At 58.9% G+C, this 24,302-nt stretch carries 21 protein-coding genes and 2 pseudogenes; 10 read left to right on the top strand and 13 right to left on the bottom strand.

All coding sequences use genetic code 11. The annotated features are described in order from the left end of the window. Positions 1–259: 259 nt before the first annotated feature. The gene (locus DFO48_RS14755; RefSeq protein WP_233506436.1) at positions 260–7,648 is read right to left on the bottom strand and encodes an autotransporter-associated beta strand repeat-containing protein; all 7,389 of its coding nucleotides are present in this window, start codon (positions 7,646–7,648) and stop codon (positions 260–262) included. 48 nt (positions 7,649–7,696) lie between these two features. Next, positions 7,697–8,281 (bottom strand): annotated as a pseudogene (locus DFO48_RS25870) (ESPR-type extended signal peptide-containing protein); the annotation flags it as partial. Between the two features lie 515 nt (positions 8,282–8,796). Here DFO48_RS25870 and DFO48_RS14765 point away from each other — a divergent pair. The 7 genes from DFO48_RS14765 (at position 8,797) to DFO48_RS14795 (ending at position 15,572) form a co-directional block, all read left to right on the top strand. Then, on the top strand, positions 8,797–9,477 hold the full coding sequence (locus DFO48_RS14765) for a hypothetical protein (RefSeq protein ID WP_054075687.1): 681 nt from the start codon (positions 8,797–8,799) through the stop codon (positions 9,475–9,477). A 303-nt stretch (positions 9,478–9,780) separates the two neighbouring features. Then, positions 9,781–10,455, top strand: coding sequence for a dihydrodipicolinate reductase C-terminal domain-containing protein (locus DFO48_RS14770; RefSeq protein ID WP_114863885.1), 675 nt, complete (start codon positions 9,781–9,783; stop codon positions 10,453–10,455). 169 nt (positions 10,456–10,624) lie between these two features. Next, a complete protein-coding gene (locus tag DFO48_RS14775) occupies positions 10,625–11,035 on the top strand; it encodes a LexA family transcriptional regulator (RefSeq protein WP_114863886.1) in 411 nt (136 codons plus the stop codon). Positions 11,036–11,182: 147 nt separating this feature from the next. Beyond that, a complete protein-coding gene (locus DFO48_RS14780; RefSeq protein ID WP_114863887.1) occupies positions 11,183–11,713 on the top strand; it encodes a hypothetical protein in 531 nt (176 codons plus the stop codon). Between the two features lie 249 nt (positions 11,714–11,962). Then, entirely contained in the window at positions 11,963–14,053 is a 2,091-nt protein-coding gene (locus DFO48_RS14785) for an AAA family ATPase (protein ID WP_114863888.1), read from the top strand. Between the two features lie 43 nt (positions 14,054–14,096). After that, positions 14,097–14,414, top strand: coding sequence for a hypothetical protein (locus tag DFO48_RS14790; protein WP_114863889.1), 318 nt, complete (start codon positions 14,097–14,099; stop codon positions 14,412–14,414). Positions 14,415–14,768: 354 nt separating this feature from the next. Continuing rightward, positions 14,769–15,572: a Rha family transcriptional regulator gene (locus DFO48_RS14795; RefSeq protein ID WP_114863890.1), complete on the top strand. Its 804-nt coding sequence runs from the start codon at positions 14,769–14,771 to the stop codon at positions 15,570–15,572. Between the two features lie 58 nt (positions 15,573–15,630). On the opposite strand, the gene DFO48_RS14800 is transcribed toward DFO48_RS14795, so the two are convergent. The 3 genes from DFO48_RS14800 to DFO48_RS14810 all read right to left on the bottom strand — a co-directional run bounded on the left by DFO48_RS14800 (position 15,631) and on the right by DFO48_RS14810 (position 17,073). Continuing rightward, the gene (locus tag DFO48_RS14800) at positions 15,631–16,056 is read right to left on the bottom strand and encodes a hypothetical protein (RefSeq protein WP_114863891.1); all 426 of its coding nucleotides are present in this window, start codon (positions 16,054–16,056) and stop codon (positions 15,631–15,633) included. Between the two features lie 100 nt (positions 16,057–16,156). Next, on the bottom strand, positions 16,157–16,714 hold the full coding sequence (locus tag DFO48_RS14805; protein WP_114863892.1) for a DUF1003 domain-containing protein: 558 nt from the start codon (positions 16,712–16,714) through the stop codon (positions 16,157–16,159). A 53-nt stretch (positions 16,715–16,767) separates the two neighbouring features. Beyond that, positions 16,768–17,073, bottom strand: a complete 306-nt coding sequence (locus DFO48_RS14810; protein WP_147282741.1) for a hypothetical protein — start codon at positions 17,071–17,073, stop codon at positions 16,768–16,770. Positions 17,074–17,393: 320 nt separating this feature from the next. On the opposite strand from DFO48_RS14810, the gene DFO48_RS14815 reads away from it, so the two are divergent. Then, positions 17,394–17,852 carry a universal stress protein gene (locus DFO48_RS14815; protein ID WP_114863894.1) on the top strand — a complete coding sequence of 153 codons (459 nt, stop codon included), beginning with the start codon at positions 17,394–17,396 and terminating at the stop codon, positions 17,850–17,852. A 164-nt stretch (positions 17,853–18,016) separates the two neighbouring features. Beyond that, positions 18,017–18,472 (top strand): universal stress protein, encoded by a 456-nt coding sequence (locus DFO48_RS14820; protein ID WP_114863895.1) that lies wholly within the window; start codon positions 18,017–18,019, stop codon positions 18,470–18,472. A 6-nt stretch (positions 18,473–18,478) separates the two neighbouring features. Here the strand turns inward: DFO48_RS14820 and DFO48_RS25295 are convergent, their stop codons facing one another. Beyond that, positions 18,479–18,631, bottom strand: coding sequence for a hypothetical protein (locus DFO48_RS25295; protein WP_158545669.1), 153 nt, complete (start codon positions 18,629–18,631; stop codon positions 18,479–18,481). 201 nt (positions 18,632–18,832) lie between these two features. Here DFO48_RS25295 and DFO48_RS25300 point away from each other — a divergent pair, with 201 nt between their 5' ends. Beyond that, positions 18,833–19,114, top strand: coding sequence for a hypothetical protein (locus tag DFO48_RS25300; protein ID WP_158545670.1), 282 nt, complete (start codon positions 18,833–18,835; stop codon positions 19,112–19,114). Positions 19,115–19,209: 95 nt separating this feature from the next. On the opposite strand, the gene DFO48_RS14830 is transcribed toward DFO48_RS25300, so the two are convergent. The 7 genes and pseudogenes from DFO48_RS14830 to DFO48_RS25645 all read right to left on the bottom strand — a co-directional run. Beyond that, positions 19,210–19,680 carry a lysozyme gene (locus DFO48_RS14830; RefSeq protein ID WP_114863897.1) on the bottom strand — a complete coding sequence of 157 codons (471 nt, stop codon included), beginning with the start codon at positions 19,678–19,680 and terminating at the stop codon, positions 19,210–19,212. Beyond that, positions 19,677–19,994, bottom strand: a complete 318-nt coding sequence (locus DFO48_RS14835; protein ID WP_114863898.1) for a hypothetical protein — start codon at positions 19,992–19,994, stop codon at positions 19,677–19,679. Before DFO48_RS14835 ends, DFO48_RS14830 begins: the two co-directional genes overlap by 4 nt. A gap of 18 nt (positions 19,995–20,012) precedes the next feature. Further along, positions 20,013–20,249 carry a hypothetical protein gene (locus DFO48_RS14840; protein WP_114863899.1) on the bottom strand — a complete coding sequence of 79 codons (237 nt, stop codon included), beginning with the start codon at positions 20,247–20,249 and terminating at the stop codon, positions 20,013–20,015. After that, positions 20,246–22,156 carry a hypothetical protein gene (locus DFO48_RS14845; protein ID WP_114863900.1) on the bottom strand — a complete coding sequence of 637 codons (1,911 nt, stop codon included), beginning with the start codon at positions 22,154–22,156 and terminating at the stop codon, positions 20,246–20,248. Before DFO48_RS14845 ends, DFO48_RS14840 begins: the two co-directional genes overlap by 4 nt. Beyond that, positions 22,156–22,551: a hypothetical protein gene (locus tag DFO48_RS14850; protein WP_114863901.1), complete on the bottom strand. Its 396-nt coding sequence runs from the start codon at positions 22,549–22,551 to the stop codon at positions 22,156–22,158. The genes DFO48_RS14845 and DFO48_RS14850 overlap by 1 nt, the downstream gene beginning before the upstream one ends. Next, positions 22,548–23,954 (bottom strand): LamG-like jellyroll fold domain-containing protein, encoded by a 1,407-nt coding sequence (locus DFO48_RS14855; RefSeq protein WP_158545671.1) that lies wholly within the window; start codon positions 23,952–23,954, stop codon positions 22,548–22,550. The genes DFO48_RS14850 and DFO48_RS14855 overlap by 4 nt, the downstream gene beginning before the upstream one ends. A 1-nt stretch (position 23,955) precedes the next feature. After that, positions 23,956–24,302 (bottom strand): annotated as a pseudogene (locus tag DFO48_RS25645) (hypothetical protein); the annotation flags it as partial.

The following is a 24,302-nucleotide window of genomic DNA, read 5'->3' on the forward strand; positions in this document are numbered from 1 at the left end:
AAGGGGGTGACACCAGGTGTTTCTCCCTCTGAGCGACATCATTTCAATTCCCGCCGCGCCCCCTAAACTCCCCAGAAAACTCCCCTGACGCGTCCATGCGTCACAGCTACCCTACTCTGCCTGGCCGTCGGCAACTCAGACCTCCAGCGTCAGCTTTACTTTTCATAGTGACAATATAAAAAGAGGCCCATAGTCATTATGACTATGGGCCTCTTTTCTGTTACGTAGCCTCTTTTGCAGGAAAGCTACGCACTCGTGCTTACCACTGCACCTTCACGCCAATGGAGGCCTGCACCCCGCTCTTGACCCGGCTGTCGCCGCCATTGGCCCACAGCTTGCCCAACTCACCATAAACGCTGGTACGCGGGTTGATCTGCAGGCTCGCACCGGCGGCCATCTCGGTCGCGGTGTAGCCGCCCTTGGCCTTGATGTCGGTGGTGCCGCCCGGCGCCGCAAAGCTGGCGATGTCGGTGGTGTTGCTCGCCTTGTAGACGTTGATGCGGCCATAGGGCTGCAGCACGCCGGCGCCGGTCGCAAAGTTGCCCTTGATGCGGGCACCCAGGCGCACGGTCCAGTCATCGTCGGCCTTGTTCTTGACCGTGGCCAGGCTCAGCGCTGTGTCGTCGATGCTCAGCTTGCGGTAGATGATCTGCGCCTGGGGCTCGATCTGCCAGTTGGAGGTCACAGCAAAGGCCTTGCCCATTTCCAGAGAAGCCAGCCAGCCGCTGCCCTTGGTGCGAGCCTGGGCTGTGTCGCCGGCGGTGCGCAGGTCGCTGCGGTAGTCGGCGCCTTGCAGCACGGCATCGGCATACAGGCCAGACTGATCTTGCCAGGTGCCGTACACACCCAGGTAGCGGGTGCGCAGGTTGTTGAAGCCGACGTATTTGCGATCCACGCCGCTGGCAAAGCCCTTGACGCTCATGTCGCCTTCAAGCTGGCCCACATAGATGCCGGCCTTGACGCTCTGGTCGGCATACAGATCCAGACCTGCCTGGAAGCCGGTCAGGTGACCGCTGCTCTCGGGGCTGACGGTGCCTTGCTGGCTGATCTTGGGATCGGTGCGCAGAATGCGGCCCCAGACTCGGCGGCTGGCGCCTGTGTCGGAGCTGGTCGTCGCTTGCGTGCCTTCATCGCCCATGCGCTTGCGCAGATCGCCTAGCATGGCCATGTCGGCCTGGCGCAGCTGTGCCGGCAGGGCCGACAGCAGCGGCACTTCAGCACGGTAGGCCGTGGTCGGTGTCGTGGGCGTTGTGGGAGCCGTAGTGGTCGAGTGCAGGGCCGCACCTTGGGCGGTCTGCGTCAGGCGGTACTCATAGGCACCGGCATCCACATGACCGCCAGCCAGGGTGAAGCTGCCCGGCTGCAGGCTGGCTCCGTTCTCCGTGCCGATGATCCCGATACCGTTGCTGCCCGTCTGGGCGCCCAGACCGCCGGCATTGGTGATGTGCACCGTGGTGTTGCCGCTGGCCACGGCCGAGGCTCCGGACAGCAGCAGCTTGTCGGTGGCACTGCCGTCCGCACCCAGCACGGTGGACAGGCCCAGGTTGCCGTTGTTGCCCACATAAGCGCCAGTAACCTTCAGCACCGTGCCCGGTGCTGCACCGGTGTTGCTGCTGAGCTTGACGGTGCCGCTGTTGTTCAGGCTGGCCAGGGTCTGGTTGTAGCCCGCCAGATCCAGCACAGCGCCGCTGGCCACAGTGTGGGCCGAGGTGCTGCTGAAGGTGTTGGCAGCGCCTGCCTGCAAGGTGCCCTGGGCCACATCGGTGGCGCCGGTGTAGGTGTTGCCGGTGCTGGTCAGCGTCAGCGTGCCAGTGCCTTGCTTGGTCAGGAAGCCCGCTCCGGTAATGGCCCCAGTCCAAGTTCCGTTGTTGGCACCGGTGTCAACGATGGGATCGTTGTCGCCAGTCATGTGCAGGTTGTTGGCAATGGTCATGCCGTTGGCGATCAAGGTAATCTTGGTGCCATCGTCCATAGCCAGCGTACCGCTGCCCAGGCCCTTCTCGTTGCCCAGGTTGATATTGCCACCCTTGTGGCTGACACCGCCGCTGAAGCTGTTGGCTGTGTTCAGCGACAGCGTGCCGTCGCCTTGCTTGATCAGCTCACCCGTGCCATCCATCTTGCCGTCGAACTCGGAAACGGCCCCCGCAGCGGTGTTAACCGTCAGGCTTTGCGAACCCAGCGCCACGTTGCCCGTACCCGAGATGCCGCCCGTCTGCAGCGCATGACCATTAAGGTCCAGCGTGGCACCGGTGTTGACCTGGTAGAACGAGCCCTGCACCAGAGCAGAGAGGCCACCAATCTTGAGCGTACCGGCCTGCACATAGGTGCCGCCGGTATAGGTATTGCTTCCATTCAGTGTCAGCGTGCTAGAGCCATTCTTGGTCAGACTTCCGGTGCCGGAGATATTGCCGCCCAGCGTCAGATCATTGGAGCCGGCCACGGTCAAGCCGCCGTTGAGCACTACGTTGTTGGCCAGGCTGACCGCCGTGTTGCTGTCTAACGCTGTGCCATTGGCGGCCGTCAAGACGCCAGTACCGAGGGCCGCGTTGTTGCCAACCACGATCTTGCCGCCGTTGAGTTGAGTACCACCGGTGTAGCCGTTGGCGGCGTTGAGCACCAGCGTACCGGCATCATATTTGCCCAGGGTGCCGGCGCCGTTGAGCGCGACGCCCACGGTCGCGGTGACGTTCGGATCGACCCGCACGGTCGCATTGCCCAGCGAGCCGTTGACCAGGTTCAGCGAGCCTGCTGCACCGTTCTGCACGCTGTAGCCGTCGGTGACGAACTGCATGCCAGTGATCGTTTGGGGACCGTTGACGGCCACAGTGCCTGCCGTGCCCTGGAACACTGCAAAACCGTTAGACCACCCTTGATTGGTCGTGCCATTGACATCGGTCCAGTTGGTGGTGCCAGTGCCCCAGGTGCCGCTGCCACCATCCACCGAGCCGTTGGCAACCAATTGATTGCCATCCCAGAACTGCACCAAGGTGCCCGGGGCTGTGACCAGCAGGTTGATCTGGTTGGCCAGCGCGGTTTGCAAAGTCAGGTCGCCTGGGGTGACGCTGCCGGGGACGGTTCCAATCAGCATGCCGTTGTCGGTCAGGCCGCCGGTGTAGTTGATCAACCGGTACACGCCGCTGCCGAATCCGCCGATGTCGCTGACATTGAGGGTGCCGTCGAGGGTCAGGTTGCCGCCGACATTGACCAGCTGGTTGCCGCCACCGGAGACCGGTGCGCCAAGGCCGACATCGAAGTTGGAGTTGGCATTGAACACCAGTGAGTTCACCGACAAGGTGCTGCCGGTGGCGCCGGCCAGATGACCGCCGTCCGCCACGGTCACCGCCCCGCCGAGCGAGCCGCCACCCGTCAGGGTGCCGCCGCTGTTGACCAGTACGCTGGCGCTATCCAGCGAGCCACTGACGTTCAAGGTGCCGGCGTTGACCGTGGTGTTGCCGGTCAGGCTGTTGAGACCGGTCAGGGTCAGCGTACCGGTGCCGAGTTTGCTCAGTTCGCCGGTGCCGGTAAGCACGCCGTCGAAAATGCTGCTGGCGTTGTTGCCACCGATGCTCAGGGTGTTGCCGCCGCCGATCAGTGCGGTACCGCTACCGGTCAGGCTGGCGAGACTGCCGGAGCCGCCGAGGTTGAGGGTCGCCGCAGCGCCGAGATTGACTCCGGCATTGCTGCCCAGTGCCGAGTTGCCCAGCGTGGTCAGGCTGCCGGATTGCACATCGAAGGTGCCGCTGAAGGTGTTGTTGCCGGTCAGCGTCAGGTCGGCCAGACCGTTCTTGGTCAGGGTGCCCGCCCCGGCGATCACGCCACCCAGGGTCAGGTTGTTGTTGCCCGCCACGCTGAGGTTGGCATTGACGTTGAGGTTGTTGGCCAGCACCAGCGGCGCCGTGGTGTCCAGGGTCGATGCGCCCGCCACGGTCACCGCGCCGGAACCCAGGCCCGCCGAGGTGCCGAGGGTCACGGTGCCGGCATTCAGCGTGGTACCGCCACTGTAGGTGTTGATGCCATTGAGGGTCAGGTTCGAGGCGCCGTTCTTGATCAACCCGCCTGTTCCGCTGACTACGCCACTGAGGGCCACGTCGCTGTTGCCGGTGTTGGTCAGGTTGGCGTTGAGCACCACGTTGTTGCCCAGCGACACCGAGGTATTGCTGTCCAGCGACGACGCACCGGCCACTGTCAGGTTGCCTAGGCCGAGGGCGCCGTTGCTGCCGGCGGTCAGGGTACCGGCATTGAGGGTGAGGCCGCCGAGGAAGTTGTTGGCCCCGGACAGGGTCAGGTTGGCCGCGCCGTTCTTGGTCAGGTTGCCGGCGCCGTTGATGGCGCCGCTGAGGGTCAGATCGTTGCTGCCGACGATAGCGAGGTTGCCCGCCAGGTTGATCGCGTTGCCCGCGCTGAAGGCACCGCTGGCATCCAGAGTCGTGCCGTTGCCCGCGTTCAAGGTGGCCGAGCCCAGCGCGCTGTTCGACGCCAGAATCAGACCGCCCGCGTTCAGTGCCACCGGCCCGAGGAAGGCGTTGTTGCCACCGAGGATCAGGCTGGCCGAGCCGTTCTTGATCAGCCCGCCAGTGCCGGAAATGACACCGTTGAGAGTCAGCGCATTGCTGCCGAGCACGGTGAGGTTACCGTTCAACGTGGTCGCGTTGGCCAGGGTCACGGCGGTGTTGCTGTCCAGTTGCGTGCCAGCGTTGGCGATCAACGCGCCAGTGCCCAGTGCGGTGTTGCTGCCGACCACCAGCCTGCCGCCGTCTAGTTGCGTGCCACCGGAATAGCTGTTGGCGCCGTTGAGCACCAATGTGCCGGCGTCGAGTTTGTTGAGAATACCGCTGCCGTTGATGTTCACACCGACCGTAGCGGTCACGCCCGGATCGACTCGCATCGCCGTGGTGCCACCGCTGCCGTTGACGGCTGTGAGCAGCCCCGCGGTGCCGTTGACCAGGCTGTAGCCGTTGGTGGTGAACTGCAGGCCGGTGAACAGCTGCGTGCCGTCCACCGTCACTGTGCCGGCCGTGCCCTGGAACACCGCAAAGTCGCCGGCCCAGGTCTGGTTCACTGTGCCGTAGGAGTTGGTCCAGTTGGTGCCGCCGGCAGTCCACGTGCCAGTGCCGCCATCCACGGTGCCATTGGCGATCGTCTGGCTACCGTCCCAGAAACGCAGGTTGGTGTTAGGTGCCGACACCACCACATTGACCTGATTACCCAGGGTCTGCACCAGCAAATCGCCGATAGCGTAGCCCACCGGTACGCTGGCCACGGTCAGGCCATTGTCAGTCAGTGCACCGATGTAGTTGAACAGGCGGTAGACACCGACGCCGAAACCACCGGCATCGGTGACATTGAGATTACCGTCGAGAGTCAGGTTGCCGCCGATGTTCATCAGCGAGCTGGTCGACGGCGCAGCGAGGCTCGCGTCGACATTGCTGCTGGAAGTCAGGGTCAGCGACGCGGCCGACAAGGTATTGCCCGAGGACAACGCCAGATGACCGCCGCTGTTGATGGTTACCGCACCAAGCGCCGACCCGGTGCCCATGAGAGTGGCACCACTGTTGACGTTGAGCTGGGAACTGGCCAGCGAACCGGTGAGATTCAGCGTACCGGCGTTGACGTTGGTGTTGCCGGTAATGCCGCTGTTGCCGGTGAGGTGCAGGGTTCCGGCGCCGACCTTGGTCAGGTCACCCAGGCCGTTGAGACCACCGGCGAAGGTGCTGTTGAAGTTGTTGCCACCCAGGCTCAGGACGCTGCCAACACCAACATCAACTTGACCACTGCCGGTCAGACTGCCGAAGCTTGCGTCACCGTTGAGTTTGAGCCAGCCACTGGCGCCGACGTTGAGTGTTTTGACGTTGGCAAGCACACCGCTACCGAGTGTGGTGAGTGAGCCGCCCTGGATGTCGACGTTACCGGTGAAGGTCTTGGTGCCAATCAGGGTGAGGTCATCGACGCCAGTCTTGACCAGGTTGCCGCTGCCGCCGAGGCCGCCGCTGAGGATCAGCGCGTTGGCAGCGTCGACGGCCAGGTTGGCGTTATTGCTCAAAGCGATGGTGTTGTCCAGGGCCATGGACGCGCTGTTGGCCAGGGCGGCATCGGCAGTGACCGCCAGGGTACCTATGCCCAGGGCACCACTACTGCCCAGGGTCAATCGGCCGGCGTTCAGGGTGGTACCACCCTGGTAGCCGTTGTTACCATTGAGAGTCAGGTTACCGCTGCCGTCCTTGGTCAGCCCGGCGGTGCCGTTGATCACGCCATTGAGGGTCAGGTCGCTGCTACCGCCGACAGTGAGGCCGGCGTTCAGGGCGACGTTGTTGGCCAAGGTGATGTTGCCGGAGCTCCTCAGGGTCGAGGCACCTGCAACTGTCAGGGCGCCCTGCCCCAACGCATTGTCGTTGCCGACCACGAGCTGGCCGGCATTGAGGGTAGTACCGCCTAGGTAGGTGCTGGCACCATTGAGGTTCAGATTGGCCGCGCCGTTTTTCACCAGGCTTCCGGCTCCGGCGACAGTGCCGGTGAGGGTCAGATCGGCGCTGCCGCCGATGTTCATCGCACCGGCCAGGTTAACCTGATTGCCCAGCGTGACGGCGGTGTTGGTATCCAGCGTGGTGCCGGCCGCGGCGTTCAATGCGCCGCTGCCGAGCGCGGTATTGCTGCCGACAATCAGTTTGCCGACGTTGAGTGCGGTGTTGCCGAAGTAGGTGTTGGCGCCGTTGAGAATCAAGTCAGCGGGGCCGCTTTTGGTCAGGCCGCCGACACTGGAGACCACGCCCGCGAGGGTCAGCGCGTTGCTGCCCCCGATGGTCACGTTGCCGCCGAGGTTGACGTTGTTGGCCAGACTCGTCGCGGTGCTGGCGTCCAGCGTGGTGTTGTTACCGGCATTGAGCACGCCGGTGCCGAGTGCGGTATTGGAGCCGACGACCAGTGTCCCGGCGTTCAGCGACGTAGCACCGGTATAGGTGTTGTTACCGGTCAGGGTCAGCATTGAAGAACCTGTCTTGATCAGGCTGCTACCGCCGCTGATCACGCCACCGAGGGTCAGCGGGTTAGCGCCGCCGGCAGTCAGGTTGGAATTGAGTGCAATCGCGTTGTTCAGCGTCACGTTGGCGCTGCTGTTGAGCGTTGCGCCCGCCCCGCCCACGGTCAGCGTGCCGATGCCGAGTGCCGCGCCGTTGCCGACGGTCAGGCTGCCGGCGTTGAGCGCCGTGCCACCGGTGAAGATGTTGGTGCCATTGAGGGTCAGGTTGGCGGTGCCGTTCTTGGTCAGCCCGCCGCTGCCGCTGACCATGCCGCCGAGGGTCAGGTTGTTGCTGCCGCCAATACTCAGCCCACCGGCAAGGTTGACCGCGTTGCCCAGGCTGACGCTGGTGCTGCTATCCAGCGTGGTGCCCGCCGCCGCGTTGAGTTGGCCCAGGCCCAGCGCGGTGTTGCTACCGATAACCAGTTTGCCTGCGTTCAGCGCGGTATTGCCGAGGTAGCCGTTGTTGCCGCTGAGCGTCAGATCGGCGGCACCATTCTTGATCACCCCACCGACGCCGTTAACCGTCCCGCTCAGGGTCAGGCCAGCGGTGCCGCCGATGTTTAGGTTGCCGGCAAGGTCGACCGCGTTGCCCAGCGACACCGCCGTGTTGGCGTCTAGCGTGGTGCCAGCCATCGTAGTCAATCCACCAAAACCCAGCGCGGTGTTGCTGCCGACCACCAGTGAGCCAGCATTCAGCGAGGTTCCTCCCAAATAGGAATTCGCGCCATTAAGCACAAGGGTGCCCGTATCAAGCTTACGAAGTAAGCCGTTGCCCTGAAGAGAGCCATTGACTATAGCAGTGAAGCTGGGCCCGACACTGACATCAAAGAAGCCGCTACTCAAGCCATTAATCAGTTGAAGAGGGGCCCCATTCAGCACATAGCCATTGGCGGCGAACTTCAGCCCTACGACGTCTGTAGGACTCATGACGGACACAGCACCCGCTGCGCCTTGAAAGACTGCAACAGCAGGGCCGAACCATGAAGTGGTACCAAAACCATCGGTCCAGATAGGAGTGAAGTCGTCCCACACACCGGTACCGCCCGATCCCGGAGGAATGCCAATCAGAGCAGGGTCCCAATACAACTCTTGCTCATTTGCTGCCAAAGCCGATCCGCTACCTAGCGCACCGGCTAGAACAACTCCCGCTACACCGCCAAGCGCCACAGAAGAACGGCTACTTTTCACACGGCCTTTTGCGATTTCGCTGACGGCTTGCCACACGCCTGTCACGGCGTTAAATACCACACGATGGACCTGATTCACGGGCCTTGCCTCTCATCTAATTGATAGTGAAGTGCGTCAATTCCGAGAGAGGTAGGCTGTGGCAGACCTGCGAAGCCGCACTTGCAACTCCTGCTGCGTCAACCAATTCGTTTCTAAATTGACAATTACTTACATTGCAAGCTTAAAGGAAAAAGTGTGTACAAGACATCACTGAAATCAGTGATTTTTCGAAAAAAACAGCACTTTAGTAGGCGCCATTTTTGATAAGCATCAACAGAGCCCGAAGCTTGAGGAGTCTGCGAAAGACGCACTGCCACTGGCGCCCGCTCGGCGCAGCCTTCGTGCCAAGCCCTCTCGCTCTTTCATCCAGCTTCGTCTGCACGCCAAAGCCGCGTATTTCCCTGAAAGCGGAGGAAAGCACAGCGGCCATCCAGACGGCATGTGCCATCTGAGCAAGGGCCACTGCGCCGGGCCCAGCCCACACAACAGCTCATATTGCCGCTGACACAAGCTTGCGTTAGCCTGCGGGCTCCACCATTGCTCAGGAGCCTGCCATGTCCCGTCGTTTGGTTCTTTCTGCCAGCACCGCCCTTGCGGCTGCCGCACTGATTGTGGGTTGCGGCGCCATGGGGGCGCCGGGCGGCAACCCCATGAGCTTCTTCATCACCAGCACCAACCCCGGCAAGGGCGGCGACCTGGGCGGGCTGGCCGGGGCCGACCGCTACTGCCAGTCGCTGGCCGCAAGCGTGGGCGCCGGCAACAAGACCTGGCGCGCCTACCTGAGCAATGCGGCGCTGAATGGGCAACCTGCCGTGAATGCGCGCGACCGCATCGGCAACGGGCCGTGGCGCAACGCCAAGGGCGTGGTCATTGCCACCAGCGTGGCCGACCTGCACAGCGCCAATGCCAAGGTCGGCAAAGACACCTCGCTGACCGAAAAAGGCGAAGTCGTCTCGGGCTTTGGCGATGAGGTCAACCGCCACGACATCCTGACCGGCTCGCGCCCTGACGGCACCCTTGCCGTGCCCGAGCCCGGCAAGGACACCACCTGCGGCAACTGGACCAAGAGCGACGGTGGCTCTGCCATCGTGGGCCACCACGACCACAAAGGCACCAACCCCGACCCTGTTGCCAATGCCTCGTGGAACTCATCGCACGGCACGCGCGGCTGCAGCGTCGAGCAGCTCCAACAGAGCGGCAGCGCCGGGCTGATGTACTGCTTTGCGACCAACTGATCGGGATGAAGGCGCGAGCCTCGGCCGCGCAAGTTCAAGCAGGGCTTCCTTGCCCTGTTTGAACACGACATGAAGATCGCCACGCTCCCCACACACCGATATCGCTGCCCAATTTGATGGCAAGCCTGCGCTACCCTAAACGCCCCTGACGCTCCAGGGCTTGCTGCCACCCTACTTTGCTTGGTCATCGACATGCCGCTCAGCAAGGCCCCAGTCTGCAATCGGCCCTTGCGGTCATTAGCGGCATCATTTTCACGATACGATGCAGTACATCAATAGTGGTTGAACGGGTAGATCTATTTCATGCAAGTCTTTGTAGCCGGCACAGGAAAACTTGGTTCTGAATTGTTGAAATCTCTCACTTCTAAAGAGGGACAGGCAATTCTTCCCTGGCATAGCGATCCGACTTCAAATGAACGAAGCATAGTTATTCATGCAGGCTCTGGACGAGAGCTGCAGACAATTTCCACTTTCTGTTCACGCACATCCTCCGTTCTGATTGAACTGTCCACCGGTTCCGCAATTGAGTCCGTTGATGTCTGCTTTCCTGTTGTGCTATGCCCGAACACCAACATCCTCATGCTCAAATTTATGCATATGTTGGAATGCTCAGGCAGCTTGTTCAGTGGCTATGACATACAGCTAACGGAATCTCACCAGGCATCTAAAAAGTCTGTCCCAGGCACTGCTGTTGCTATTGCCAACGCATTGAGCCTTTCGATAGACAAGATTGCTTCAGTTCGTGATACAGCAACCCAAACAGGTGAGTTCAAAATTCAAGAAGAACATCTGGGGCGGCATGCCTTCCATCAAATCAGAATCAATGATGGTTCGTGCCAGATCGCCATGGAATCGAGAGTAGTTGGCGACTCTCCTTACGCTCATGGCGTACAGCAAATCGTAAGTGCAGTGATTGAGCAAAAACTACTAAATCGGATTTACTCGATTACTGAGTTCATCGAAAAGCGATGGCTCTGAACAAGCTCAGTCACGAGCTTTCGACGACCGCTTCTGGCCGAGCGCAGCCAGCCACAGCGCCAGGTGCAAGACCGAGTGGAAAGCATGCGACATCAACGTGGGTTCATGACACCTGAGCCTCATCAACCGCTACACTGTACGTATGCACAGTCATCGTCTTATGAGTGGTATGCCCGTCCAACTGATCGCGTCCCCGGTTACTTTGCCGCTGGCTGATCGCAGCGCGCTTGCAGGCTCGCCCGCCAATGACTTTGCAGGCAAGCGGCTGGATATTACAGACCTGCTGGTCACGCACTCCAAGGCCACGTTTGTGCTGCGCGTGGCCGGCCCGTCCATGCAGGAACACGGCATCGATGACGGCGACATCGTCGTGGTGGACAGAGAGTTGCGCGCCCGTGATGGCAGCATTGTCGTGGCGGTTGTCGAGCGCGAACTCGTCATCAGAGTGCTGGACGGCGACGGCGACACTTGCAAGCTCAAGGCAGGCGCTCCCACCTACCCCGACATCGTGCCGCAGGAAGGACAGACGCTGGAAATCTGGGGTGTCGTCACCAGTTGCATCAAGCGCTTTGCCCTTTGACCTCTTGATGAAAAACAAACTCCAAGTGCCTTCGCTCCCAGAAGTTAGGCGCATTTGACACACCAATCATCGCCGCTCAATTTAAGTGAGTGACCAGAAGCGATATTTGGTTTAATCAGGCGCGATAACAACACTGAGAGAGATTGAATGGCTTCATGCGCGTACTGCAATACCAGAATTCTTTTTGGCGGAAAGCGAGACGGCGACCGTCGCTACTGCAATGAAAAATGCCTGCACCAAGGGCTACTTTCCGACGCTGCCAGCCAGCTCTCCCCCGCTGATGTGAAGGCCCATATCTTTCGGGTTCACAAGGGCAACTGCCCCAAGTGCGACGGCCCCGGCCCGGTGGATGTACATACCTCTTACCGTGTGTATTCCGTCGTCATGATGACGTCGTGGTCGAGCCGGCCGCTGGTGGCCTGCGCACGATGCGGCACCAAGCAAAAAATCGGAGACACGGTCTTTTCATTGTTTCTGGGTTGGTGGGGCCTGCCTTGGGGAATCTTGATGACGCCGGTGCAGCTCACCAGAAATCTGATTGCCTTTGGCAAAACCCCAGACCCCGAGACCCCCTCGCCCGCGCTGGAGCAAGTGCTAAGAAGCCATTTGGCAGCCCAGTTCCTTGCCAATCAGCAACAAGCGGCGCTATCGCAAAGCTCTCAGCCCGGCAACAGGTAGAGACGGCGCGGCCCGCAGCCCCCGTTGAAATCTGATTAGCACCCCAAAAAAGCGCCCACTCACGAACAAAGGCAATGTAGCTCTCTACATTGCCTTTTTCTTTGGTTTATTTCATTTTTGGAAATCGCACCAAACACCTCGGGAAATGCTTGTGTAACTAATTTTTTCAACTAATGTGCACTGACATCTCTTTATGTTAATGGTCTGCAATTTAGTCGTCAGCTATCTCCTACAAAAAATCCGCCGGGCATGCTCCAAATGAACATCAGCATAAAAAACTGCAACAGCATTGATGAAGCATCTGTCTCGCTAGAACCAGGGCGAATAAACATTAAGTATGGTTCTAATGGGACTGGAAAAAGCACCATAGCAAAGGCAATTAGTTTATCAACAAAGCATCCTGTGGATTTTTCATCGTTAATTCCGTTCAAATACAGATCCAACGCTGCAGAAAATCCAAATCATCCTCATATCGCTGGTGTTGAGCAATTTTCCTCCATCGCAACCTTCAACGAGGATTACATTAATCAGTTTGTATTCACTCAAGATGAAGTAATAAAGAATAGCTTCGATATTTTCATCAAAAACGCAGACTACGATGCGAAAATGATGGAAATTGAAATCCTTGTTTCAGAAATAAAAGAGACCTTCAATAAAAATGAAAAAATAAATGAAGTTCTGAAAGATTTGGAAGACTTAAGCAGTAGTTTTGGAACATCTCAATCCGGCTACTCTAAAGCTGGAAAAATTGCAAGAGGTATAGGCAATGGCAACAGGCTCGAGCACATTCCAGAATATCTAATTCCTTACTCAAGCTTCATAAAAAGTGAAGAAAATATTAAATGGCTTAAATGGCAAATTGAAGGCAACAGCTTTTCTCACATATCAACCGATTGCCCCTATTGCACTTCACCAACAAAAGAAAAACAAACGACCATACTGTCTGTCAGCAAAGAGTACGATGCAAAATCACTTGAGCATTTAATTACCATTCAAGCGATAGTAAGCAGGCTTGGAAAATATTTCAACAATGATGTCCTGCTCAAACTAGAGCCCATTATTAAAAACAAAGATGGTCTGGCACGAGAGCAGATTACATATCTTCTTGGTATCAAAGCCCAAATTGATACACTCAAAGAAAAATTAAAGGATGCAAGATCAGTATCTTTTTTTTCACTCCGTGATGTCGCTGAAGTTCAGCAAAATCTATTAAGTCTTAAAATTGACTTAGAGCTACTGGAATGCCTTAAATCACCGGAAACCCAATCAATTGCAGATCAGATCAATGCATCTTTAGACATTGTTTTAGCCAAAACAGGGAAATTACAAGGCGAAGTTAACAAACAAAAAAGAGGTATTGAAAAAACAATTGAAAAGTATAAAAAAGAAATCAATACATTTTTAAAATATGCAGGCTATAAATATTCTGTAGATATTCAATATAACAGCAATACCTACAAAATGAAGCTCAAGCATATAGATTTTAATGAAAACATCGAAAATGGGGCTCTTCACTTAAGTTACGGAGAGCGGAATGCATTCTCAATTGTTTTATTCATGTACGAGTGCCTAACCAAGAACCCTGATCTCGTTGTTTTGGATGATCCAATTTCCTCATTCGATAAAACAAAAAAATTCTCAATACTCGAAATGTTATTTCGCGGAGAGAATAGTCTTAGAGGAAGAACAGTTCTAATGCTAACTCATGACATCGAGCCAATAATAGATTTAATAAAAAACTTGAGTCATACATTTGAACCAATTCCCAAAGCATGTTTTCTCAAATCGAGCAGTGGAATAATAACAGAAATACCAATCGCAAAGGATGATATATCCAGCTTTGCACAGATTTGCTCCGACAATATATCTCAACTAGATAATGACATTATAAAATGCATATATCTTCGCAGGCATTACGAGATAATTAATGATAAAGGTATTGAATATCAATTATTATCTAACCTTCTGCACAAAAGGTCTAATCCATTCATAAAACATGAAGGACAACAATTATTTATGAGTCAGGAGCAGATCAAATGTAGCTCAGACAGCATAAGATTAAGGCTTCCTTCGTTTGACTACATGAATTATCTCGCGGAAATTACAGATACTGAAAAAATGATTGCCGCCTACATCCAGGCTGGCAACAATTACGAAAAGCTCCAATTATTTAGAATAATAAACAGTGAAAATCACCAAAACGATGTGATTAAAAAGTATATAAATGAAGCATTTCACATAGAAAATGAATATATTATGCAACTCAATCCACACAAATATGACTTTATCCCAGAGCACATAATATATGAATGCAACCAAGAAATCATAGGCACTCAGTAAAAACTATAAGCCACAGTATTTCAACAAGCCAAGGAGGCAGTAAATGAAAGAGTCTATTTACGATATTATTCGTAGCGCAATCAAAAATAAGCAACAGGTGACAGCCACATATAAAGAACATGTTCGCGAACTGTGCCCTCACGTAATCGGCACAAAAAGTGGACGAGAACGAGCCTTGTTCTATCAATTTGGAGGCACAAGCAGCCAGGGAACAATTACGCCAGAGCAAGGCGCTTGGCGCTGCCTTTTCATCGAAGAGTTAAGCAATGTTTCTACACGCAATGGTGAATGGTTCACTGGGGCTAATCATTCGCGTCCACAAAGTTGTGTTGACAACATCGACCTCGAAGTTAAGTTTTAAGTAAAAAACCGCCAGCTAATCATTTTTTAGCTTCTAAGGCCCGCTCCTCGCGGGCTTTTTGCGCTACATGCAAGCCCGCGCTATACTGACGAAGCCTCGCAAGAGGCGGAGCGTAAGAACTCCAAGAGCAAGCGGGAAAACCGCACCCGATAGATGGCGGTTTTTTTGCGCCCGGACATTGCACGCCTGCACACTCGCAGGCTGCTGATTTATGGCCGGGAGGGCGACGGATACAAGACCCGCAAGGGGAAGAAGTCCGCCTAGCTTGCTCTAGGTTCTTAACCTCCCGGCCACCTCGTTGGCGGCGCGTAAGAACGCTCCAGCGAGGCTTTGAAGTCTCAGCAAGGAGCGTCTATGTCTCAGCCCGCACTGGCTATTTCTCCCGCCATCACCATCGTTGACGGCAAGCCCACCATCCTCAGCACAGATCTGGCACGCCACTTTGGCAAACGCCATGATGATGTACTGCGCGCTATCGACAACCTGTGCATACAACTCGATGAAGACCATCTCCGCAATTTTGCGGAGACAGAGGAATGCCGCGCTAGTCCTTTGAATGGTGCTCCTATTTCTGCAAGAGCCTACCGCCTGACCCGCGACGGCTTTACGTTGCTGGCCATGGGTTTTACGGGCAAGAAGGCGCTAGCCTTCAAGGTGGCCTATATCGACGCCTTCAACCGCATGGAGGCCGCGCTGCACCAGCCGGCAGACACGCAGCGTATGGAACTGGCCTTTTCTCTGGCCGCAGAGGCTGCGGCGCAGGTGCACCGCACGGTGTTCAATGCGGTGATGGAAGGCGATGCAGACGAGTGGCAGCACAGCCGCTATCTGCTGAACCTGAACTACGACAGCCAAGGCCGCCCCACCCTGCCCCATGCGCAGCCCATTGCGACGGACCAGATGGTGGTGTCCTTCAGCAGCCTGCCACAGCGCATTGCCGACGGCGAGATCATGAGTGCGACCGATGCGCAGCTGGCCACGCTGGCAACGGCCTGCACGCAGCGGCTGACTCAACGCGCCCAGCACCGCGAAAAGCAGGTGACGCTGCCGATCTACCCCAGTAATTCCCCCAGCCAGCGCCCCGCGCAAGCACCGGCCCTTTCATCCAAGCAGCCCCCTGCGCCCAATGAAGGCCTGCTGCGCATGACGTTCAGGTAGTCTGCTCTGAAGCCCTAAGCGCTTTGCCATACAAAAAGCCCCTGGCAGGGGCTTTTGTTCAGGCCTCTGGCTTGGAGGGCCAGAACATCTCTCGCACTTCGGGAGAGTAGTACGGCAATGCAAGCACTGCGCCAAACAGCGCAAAGCCCAAGCCCGATGTCGCGTTCCCCAGGCCGGACAGCACAATCGGCGGGCTGAAACATGCGACGACTGCGGTCGCAACAGAAGACCACAGGGTAAACCGAGGTGCCCATGCTCTGAACCACAGCATGCCGTAGAAGGAAATGAGGCCGAGCACTACGAGCACCGAAAGCGCCAACAAGAAGATCCAGTCCGTGGGGCCGACCTCTGACTGCATCAGAAGGCTCTGGGATAGATCGGTTAGCTCATGGGGCACGAGATCAAAGCCATATTCCACCAGCATTCCGAATAATGGGATGCCCAGCGAAGCAATCACCAATGCGCGATACGTCGATTTGCCCATACCCTCTCCAAGTTGCTATTGGCGAATCGTACTACCGCCCTAGCCGTTGATGGCGATCTGCACAGCGGATGCGAGAGCACCAAGCACAATACCTGCGCCGTTAAACGGGCCGGTGCCCTTCCGCAAGCTGGCGCAGCAGCTGCAGCTGCTCGGTCTGGATGGCGATGAGTTCACCCCACTGCGTTTTCTGCAGCTCGTCGATCTTTTCGTGCAGCAGCATGATCTCCAGCTCGGCCTTGAGGTTGACCTCGTAGTCATGCTCGCCGCGAATGCGGTCCTTGTCTGCTTGCCGGTTCTGCGACATGAGAATGATGGGCGCCTGGATGGCCGCCAGCATGGACAGAAACAGGTTCAGCAGAATGTAGGGGTACGGGTCGAACGTGGAGCCGCGCGTCAAAAGAAGCATCGTGTTGAGGCCAACCCATACCACCATCGTTGCGCCAAATAGCACCACAAAGGTCCAGGACCCACCAAACGTTGCAACGGCATCTGCCGCACGCTGCCCGAAGGTGGGCGGCGTTTGCTCCAGCTCCTGCGCCACATTGCGTGAAATGTGTTTGCGCCGGGCAATGTGCTGGGCAACCTTGAGCGCTCTGGCGTCCAGGGTATCTGCGGGGACTCCGAGCAACCTCTTGGCAACGGTATCCGTGTTGAGCATGGGACCTCCTTGATGTTCGAAGCCTGAAGCGATCATCCATCGGCGAGCCGACCCTAGTACTCGACCATGCACCACACCGAAGAATCGTCACCCACATTCAGAATCAGGCGCAGGCGATGAATGTCGGGCAGGTTCTGAAGCGATCCGGAAGGGTCGTGCCGACGCTCGGTAAGAGTCACCGAGCTGCCGGCGTCATCTTCAAACACCAAACTGACGATCACCTGCGGGTCTGGATTTTTATCTCTTCTAAAGCCAAGAGACTCAGCGACAAGTACAGCAGGCATACTGTCGCGCTCTTTCTTACAGGCATCAAGCATCGAGGAAACTTCCCGAAATGCTGCCTCAGCAGACGTAGTCATAGCAACCTTCCTTAAGAGCGAAGCGTATTTGGAAATGCCCATGAATACGCAACAACCGCCCATCACCACGGGCGAACTGGCGCCTGAATTGACACAGCTTGCCGGGATGGATGCCAAGACTCCATATTCCGCTGCAAACGCCCGATAGGCACCTTGATCACTTTAAGTCGGCTCTGTCACGCGCTTAAGGGGGCATCCCTTCTGCCCTCTTGAATATTCACTCTGGGTATTGCATTAGCTACCTTGGAGTGTGAGGATGACTTGGCAATCATTCGGATTGCGTGACACCCACACAGGCGCTGGCGCGCAAGGAGACTGAAATGTTCAAGCACATTCTGATTCCGACAGACGGCTCGAAACTCTCCGAAGCTGCACTGCGTGCAGGCCTGCAGTTGGCCAAGGAGCAAGGCTCCGAGGTGACGGTGCTTTATGTGATGCCGGACTATTCGGCCCTGATGTATAGCGGCGAGGGCATAGCGACCTACAATCCCAGCGAACTGCGCCGGGACGCCGAGCGAACTGCGGACAAGGTGCTGCAAGCGGTGCAAGACATTGCCAAGGCCGAGGGCGTGGACTGCAAGTTGGAGCGGACGATGAACTTTTCAGTGCACCAGGCCATCATCCAACAGGCCAAGGACAGCCACTGCGACCTGATCTGCATGGCATCGCACGGCCGCAAGGGCCTTGCCGGCATTTTGCTGGGCAGTGAAACCCAGCGCGTGCTGGTCAACAGCGGCATTCCGGTGCTGGTGCATAGGCCTGTGGTCAAAGAGGTCTAAGCCGATTTCCACTGAATTTCAGGCCTTTGCCTGCCCATCAAAAAAACCGCCTGAATACCTACTTCTGGGTGTTGCATTAACCATCCCGCAGTGTGAGTATGGGTTTGGCAATCGTTCGGATTGCGTGGCAACCCCACAGGCGCTGGCGCGCAAGGAGGCTGAAAATGTTCAAGCACATTTTGATTCCGACGGACGGCTCGAAACTCTCCGAAGCCGCGCTGCGTGCGGGCATGCAGTTTGCCAAGGAGCAAGACTCCCAGGTGACGGTGCTGTATGTGATGCCGGACTATGCCGCCTTGATGTACAGCGGCGAGGCAATGATGACCTACAACACCAGCGACCTGAACAAGGACGCCGAGAGAACGGCCGACAGGGTGTTGCAAGAGGTGCAGGACATTGCCAAGGCCGAGGGGGTGTATTGCAGGACGGCACGAGCCATGAACGCCTCGGTGCACAAAGCCATCATCCATCAAGCCGAGGAAAACCACTGCGACCTGATCTGCATGGCATCGCACGGCCGCAAGGGCCTTGCCGGCATTCTGCTGGGCAGCGAAACCCAGCGCGTGCTGGTGAACAGCCACATTCCGGTGCTGGTGCACAGGCCTGTGGTCAAAGAATAAGCCCGGTCACCACCAGCGGATAGCGGCGATCAAGCCGCCCAAACCTGCGGCGGTGATGCCCAATGCGGCCAGCACATAGGCCACGGCGATGCGGCGGGCAAAGCGGTCGACGCCTTCGGCGTCCAATTGTCCTGTTACGGTCATCTTGGTAAACTTCATCTGAGTTCTGATCCTTGGGCCTTCAAGGGTTAGGAAAGAAAGCCTCAGGCGCTCGTAACGCCTGGGGCTTTCGCCTTTTCTGGGTTCTGCTCAATCGGCCGCCAGCAACTGCCGGTCTACCTGCACCTGCCCTTTCAGGGCTGCGACCTGGGCATCTCTGCGTTCGACCAGTCTGACAAGCTGGCCAACCACGCCCGCGCCTTGGCCAGCAAGGGCTGCGAGTCGCTGGTGCTGATCTGCGAGATCTCGGCAGGCAGCGGCGTCACCGGCAAGCTGGGCGTTGCGGGTGGCCGCGCCCCTGATGTCGTGCTGCAGGCCTGCAATGCGGGCAGCGTCAGCAACGCGGCCAGCCTCCAGACGGGCCATTTCTTGCGTGTAGTCATGGGTGTTTTCCTGTTGTCCTGCGGCGTGCTGCAGTCGCCCTGCGGTTTTGATTTCCATAGCAGCCTGCGCTTGCTGCGCCTGGGCTACGGCCTGTTTTGACTGGGATACCTCAATCCCTGCCAACCGCTGGTTCTGCACGACCAACAGCAGGGCAAGGGCCAAGGCCAGACAGGGCCAGATGCGGGATGCGCCGGTCATGCCAGCCCCGCCTCGCACAGCTGGCGCTCTGCCGCGCGGCGTTTGACCAGGCCGGGCAGCTGCTTGCCGCCGGCGTAGGTCCAGCGGCTCAATTCGGCACAGGCGCCGTCGATGTCGCCCGCGTTGGCCTTGCGCACCAGGGTGCTGCGGCAAAACGCTTCATCACCCACATTGAAGGCAAAGCTCACAAAGGCGGCGCGCTGGCCGTCGGTCAGCGGCACGGTGATGCAGCTCAAGGCGTCGGCATGCCTGGCCAAGTCCTTGTAGAGCATTTCCTCGCACTGCTGGCGGGTGTATGTCTGGCCCATCTTGAGCTCGGGGCCGGTGTGGCCCGTGCAGGCCGTGATTACGTTCACCGGGTCGCGGTAGCTGCGCAGCACGGTGCCTTCGTACTTTTGCACCAGAGGTATGGCCAGGGTGACCGCGCCGGCACCGATGGCGGCCAGGAGTTTCTCTTTCCAGTTCATCGGCTTGCTCCTCCCTTGAGGGCCGTCCAGAAGGCCACGCAGGCCCCGCCCAGCATGACGATGGCGGCCAGAGGCTTGGCGATCTTGCCCACCCAGTTGAGCACCTTGAAGGCGCCTTTCATGGCGGTAAAGAACTCCAGCAGCTCGGCCATCTGCTGGTTGCGCTGGTGCAGTTCTTGCCGCACCTCATGCAAGCCCTGGGTTGCGGCTTTCAGATCTCGCTCGATGGCAGCCATGCGTTCACTCCCCTGGTTAAAGCGTTTGTTGACTTGCTGCAGCGTGGTGGCCGGCAGCTCGTTGCCGTAGTCATCCATTCCCCTTCCTTTCTTCTTTCAGACTTCGATCAGTACATAGGGCATTGCGGGCGCGGGGCCGGTGACGGCGCCGCCTTGCACATAGACGCGCACGCCGCTGGCCGTGCCCAGCGGGTTGCGCACGCGCAGCAGGCCTGCGGCACCTTCGAGCGCGACCAGCGCGGTGCCATCGGCAAACACGGCGCTCACCTGCCCGGTCATGACCGGGTCGTCAGGCAGCAGGGCCTTGAGGCGCTTGTAAAGGTTGGTGCTCATGCGGCAACCCTTTCGACGGTGACCTGCTGGCGCACGCGGGGCATGGAGGCACTGACGCTGACGCCACGCACCAGGCCGCGCCAGGTGCCGTCGGTGTCGGCCACCTCCAGCAGCTGGCCGGGGTTCAAGATGCCAGGGTTGAGGATTCCGGGGTTGGTACTGCCCGTGAGCACGGGCATGCTGATGCTGTGCTGCAGCTTGTTGCCGCTGGCGGCCAGCGCCCAACTGCCGCGCATGCGGGCGGCGTCGGCATGGGTGATGAGGTCGTCCTGAATCTGCGGGGCCAGCTTGTCGCGGGCGCTCAAGCTGCGCACCACATGGCCCAGCACGCCGCCCACACTGCCGCCGGCGACATAGATGGCGTTGTATTCGGCACGAGGATCGGGGCGCAGTTCGTCCGTCACGATGACGGCCGCGGGCATTTGCACATCGGGCACGGCAGTGCCCCACTCCCACGGCAGCACCGGGTAGCGTGGCGCGACGATGAGCTGCTCTGCCGTGCGGTGGCTGCGCACGACGGCATTGACCGAATCGGCCATGCGCAGCACGGCCTGCAGCGGCGTGCCCTGAAAGCTCCACGCGCCGGCGGGCACCTGCCAGTCGGGGATCTGCCAGTCCAGACCCACGCCACTGAATTCCAGCGCGCTCACCGCGAGCTGCTGCGCCGTAGCCACCGAGGTGGAGAGCCAGGCCTGCTTGGGCATGTAGGGGTTGCCCAGCATGGCCGTGACGCTGATGCCCTGCACCGCCACGCGGCGCCGATCAAACGAGCGGCTGCGCGCCGTGCTGGTGACGGCAAAGACAAACTGCATGCCGTCGATGCCGACCTGCAGCCGCTGCGGCAGCCCGCCGACGGGCGCGAGCTGGTCGAGCAGATGCTCGGGGCCGTTGGCCGACAGGCTCCAGCAATAGCTGTCGTCGTCGGCTGCAATGGAAACGTCAGTGAGCACTACGGGCTCAAGGCTGGGCAGCAGATGTGCCGTGAGGTGGTGAACTTGCATATAGACGGGCAGCAGTGGAATGACAAACTGGGGCAGCGGCTCTGGCCCGACGGGCTTGCAGCACATGAACAGCAGATCGGCCGAAGCGGACCAGGGTCTGCAGAACAGCAATCGGATAGGCCCGCCCACCAGTTGCTCGTAGCAACCGGGCTTTTCCGGCTCTGGCGGTTGGGTCTGAGACTTGCCTGCAGGGGGCTTGATGGCCTGCTGGTAGCGGGCCTGATAGCCCCGGTACAGCGGCACCGAAGGGCCTGCTCCCGTGGTGAAAAGGGTCTGCAGGCCCATCGCATCCTGTGCCATTACCTTCAGCAGCAGGCGGCGGTCGCGCAGGCTTTCCTGAAACCGCACGGCCCAACAAGCCCGCACGGGCGCTGCATCCTGGGCCGTGGCCTGCAGGCTCACACGCACGCCCTGCCCCTCTTGCCAGCGGGCCCGGGTTGTTGCGCCAGGCAGCGCCCTCGCCTGCTGAAACCGCCCTTGCACGGCCACCCCTTGCCGCTGGCCGTCCTGCCAGGCAATACCGAACTGTGCTTGCAAGGGCATGGCGTCCTGTGCAGTCGATACCCAGCCCGCAGGCAGTGCATCCGTGTCTTGCCAGCCTGTGACCCAGCCTTGCTCCACTGGCTGCGCCTGCTGGGCACTGGCAGCCACCTCGGCCACCACGGGCCGGGGTGTGTCGGTGTTGTAGCGCACGACCGCGCTGCAGCGCAGGCTTGGCATGCGGCCCGCTGCGACCAGATCCATGCGCACATGCACCAGGGATCTGACTTGCAGACCCGGCATGCGCGCGGCAGCGACCAGAGTCGCGTCGGGCGCCTGAACGCCACCGCCGTCATCGCCAAACACCAGCTCGACCGGGTTGCCGGTCTTGAAGGCGCGGTTGAAGATCAGGTCGACGGCGGTCATCAGGCTATCCTTGTCTCGCCCAGGATGGCCTTGCCGCCCGCATAGAGCTGGGTGCCGGTGCTACCCAGCAGCTTGAAGTGCCCAGCGCCCGCCTCATCCGTGACCAGCCCGCGCCCGATCAGTTGGCCGTCGCCGGTAGCCCAGACGCCGATAGCGGCCTGGCCGCTCGCCAGAATCATGTCGCCGCTGCCGCTGGCCTGGGTCAGCAGTAGATAGCCGCCCTCTGTGATCTGGCCGCAGGGCTTGGTCAGCGTCAGCGTCACCAGCAGCTGCTCGTCGGCGTCATAGAGGGCGATAGTCGACTCGGCAGGCCCGGAGTCCGCAAAATTGGCCGTAGCCTGCAGACGGGCCAGCGCATGGGCCGCAGAGATCTCAAAGGCTGGAAGATCGCTCATGCAACCTCCGCGAGCTGGTTATTGGCGACGGTCGAGTACTCCTGCAGCTCGTGATCCCAGGCGATCACATCCCACTCGTACCGCGTGGAGATCTCGCGGAACTCATAGGAGCCGTCTGCCTTGCTCCAGGTCTCGCGGGCCAGATACCCGTCGACGCTGCGATGCAGGCGCACACGGCGGCGCAACGGCACATTCGCAGGCGTGTTCTTGCGGGCCACCGTTCCATAGATGCGCCCCTGGCCGCCGCACTCCACATCGATCAGCTTGCGGGTACGGTGCGCGCTCGTGGCCTGAAGCCCTTGCAAGACGGGGCTAGGCCCCAGGACGGACAAGGGGCGATGCCGCTGCATGGACTGTGAGCGAGTGACACGCGGGTCAATGGAGATCGCAGCCACCTCCGCAGCCGACAAGGCACGATTGAAGATCGCAAAGGCACTGAGCAAAGTGCCTGCGGGCAAACCGTAGTCCCCGTTGCGCGACCCCACATGCAGTTCCGAGGTGTTGAACGTGGGCCTGCTGTAACCCCCATAGTCTCTGGAGTCCAACACACCATCGATGTACAGAAAGCGGCCTTTTTGCGCGCTATAGGTAAACAGGATGCGATGAGGCCGATTGTCAGCAATCGACTTTGTGGAGATACTCAATCCGCCTCCACTACCCAGGCCGCAGGCGACAATGACGCCGCCAGGCACTGCGCCATACTGGGTTTGATCGGCGCTGGAGGTCTGCAACGACCACCCTTGATTGTTCGAGCCATGCTCTGCAATCACCAGGTTCGCTGTGCTGTTCGTCTGCACATCAATGACAACAGAAAAGTCGCCTGCATCCAAGCCCAGTGCAGGAATCACCACCAGACCTGTGGTCTGCGGATCAAACGATCCAGACAGCCCGCCAGTGATCACCGTGGAAGAGTTGACGCCACCCGTGCGGGTGCCGGTACGCGATCCGACCAGGTCGGCCTGGGTTGCGCCCGCCCCATCCAGCCCCCATGCACCTGCCGGCGTAGCCGACAGAATTGGGGCCAGCGCGTTGACGCTATCCCGAAACCAGGCGCCACCCGACACCAGTGCAGGCCATGCCGTGTAGGTCTGATTCGCATGGGGACGCACTACCGTCATCCGCCATGGCAGCAAAGCCCCACCGACATAGACCTCATCCACTCGCTCGCCAGCGAGATCGACCTGTATCCAGAAGCCCGGCGCACGGACATCGGAGGCGGCCCAGCGGCAGCCCGTCGCGGGGTTGCCGTCGATCAAGCTGGAGATATCGCCAACCACCGGAGGCAGGCTGCAGGAAATAGACGCACCAGCATCGACGCGCTGACCTTGCGCCCAGAACTGCAGCTCAGACAGATCCAGATCGCCACCCTGCGCATCGATCCCGATCAAGCGAAAGGCAGCCATCTCAAGTCCTCCAGGGTCCGCGCACATCCAAGAATCCCACCCCCACCGAGATCGACGGAAACCCAGTGGCGAAGCTCAGCAGCTTTCTTCCAAGAAATGCCCCCTGACCATGCGTAATGGACACATCGCCCCCCATAGCCGCCAGTACATTGGTTTGAGGACAGTGATAAGCGCCCGGCATGACTCCCCTGCTAGGCGCTGCACCTGGGCCGTCAGTCAGATGAATAGCAGACAGGTGCAAGCCGTTGTCAACCACGGACGGAAACGATCCCAGATAGCCATCCAAGCCGGACACCGCACTGACATTGCCGAACGCCTTGCGGCTGCATTGGGCAGACATACCGATAC

The organism is Comamonas sp. AG1104, from assembly GCF_003350425.1.
GTDB classification, from domain to species: Bacteria; Pseudomonadota; Gammaproteobacteria; order Burkholderiales; family Burkholderiaceae_C; genus Comamonas; species Comamonas testosteroni.

Excerpts from the sequence above, each read along its gene's own strand:
- DFO48_RS14755 (WP_233506436.1), bottom strand. The coding sequence starts at position 7,648 with ATGGCTGGCACCACGCTAGACGCCAACACGGCGGTGTCGCTGGGCAAC.
- DFO48_RS14765 (WP_054075687.1), top strand. The coding sequence starts at position 8,797 with ATGTCCCGTCGTTTGGTTCTTTCTGCCAGCACCGCCCTTGCGGCTGCC.
- DFO48_RS14770 (WP_114863885.1), top strand. The coding sequence starts at position 9,781 with ATGCAAGTCTTTGTAGCCGGCACAGGAAAACTTGGTTCTGAATTGTTG.
- DFO48_RS14775 (WP_114863886.1), top strand. The coding sequence starts at position 10,625 with ATGCCCGTCCAACTGATCGCGTCCCCGGTTACTTTGCCGCTGGCTGAT.
- DFO48_RS14780 (WP_114863887.1), top strand. The coding sequence starts at position 11,183 with ATGGCTTCATGCGCGTACTGCAATACCAGAATTCTTTTTGGCGGAAAG.
- DFO48_RS14785 (WP_114863888.1), top strand. The coding sequence starts at position 11,963 with ATGCTCCAAATGAACATCAGCATAAAAAACTGCAACAGCATTGATGAA.
- DFO48_RS14790 (WP_114863889.1), top strand. The coding sequence starts at position 14,097 with ATGAAAGAGTCTATTTACGATATTATTCGTAGCGCAATCAAAAATAAG.
- DFO48_RS14795 (WP_114863890.1), top strand. The coding sequence starts at position 14,769 with ATGTCTCAGCCCGCACTGGCTATTTCTCCCGCCATCACCATCGTTGAC.
- DFO48_RS14800 (WP_114863891.1), bottom strand. The coding sequence starts at position 16,056 with ATGGGCAAATCGACGTATCGCGCATTGGTGATTGCTTCGCTGGGCATC.
- DFO48_RS14805 (WP_114863892.1), bottom strand. The coding sequence starts at position 16,714 with ATGCTCAACACGGATACCGTTGCCAAGAGGTTGCTCGGAGTCCCCGCA.
- DFO48_RS14810 (WP_147282741.1), bottom strand. The coding sequence starts at position 17,073 with ATGACTACGTCTGCTGAGGCAGCATTTCGGGAAGTTTCCTCGATGCTT.
- DFO48_RS14815 (WP_114863894.1), top strand. The coding sequence starts at position 17,394 with ATGTTCAAGCACATTCTGATTCCGACAGACGGCTCGAAACTCTCCGAA.
- DFO48_RS14820 (WP_114863895.1), top strand. The coding sequence starts at position 18,017 with ATGTTCAAGCACATTTTGATTCCGACGGACGGCTCGAAACTCTCCGAA.
- DFO48_RS25295 (WP_158545669.1), bottom strand. The coding sequence starts at position 18,631 with ATGAAGTTTACCAAGATGACCGTAACAGGACAATTGGACGCCGAAGGC.
- DFO48_RS14830 (WP_114863897.1), bottom strand. The coding sequence starts at position 19,680 with ATGAACTGGAAAGAGAAACTCCTGGCCGCCATCGGTGCCGGCGCGGTC.
- DFO48_RS14835 (WP_114863898.1), bottom strand. The coding sequence starts at position 19,994 with ATGGATGACTACGGCAACGAGCTGCCGGCCACCACGCTGCAGCAAGTC.
- DFO48_RS14840 (WP_114863899.1), bottom strand. The coding sequence starts at position 20,249 with ATGAGCACCAACCTTTACAAGCGCCTCAAGGCCCTGCTGCCTGACGAC.
- DFO48_RS14845 (WP_114863900.1), bottom strand. The coding sequence starts at position 22,156 with ATGACCGCCGTCGACCTGATCTTCAACCGCGCCTTCAAGACCGGCAAC.
- DFO48_RS14850 (WP_114863901.1), bottom strand. The coding sequence starts at position 22,551 with ATGAGCGATCTTCCAGCCTTTGAGATCTCTGCGGCCCATGCGCTGGCC.
- DFO48_RS14855 (WP_158545671.1), bottom strand. The coding sequence starts at position 23,954 with ATGGCTGCCTTTCGCTTGATCGGGATCGATGCGCAGGGTGGCGATCTG.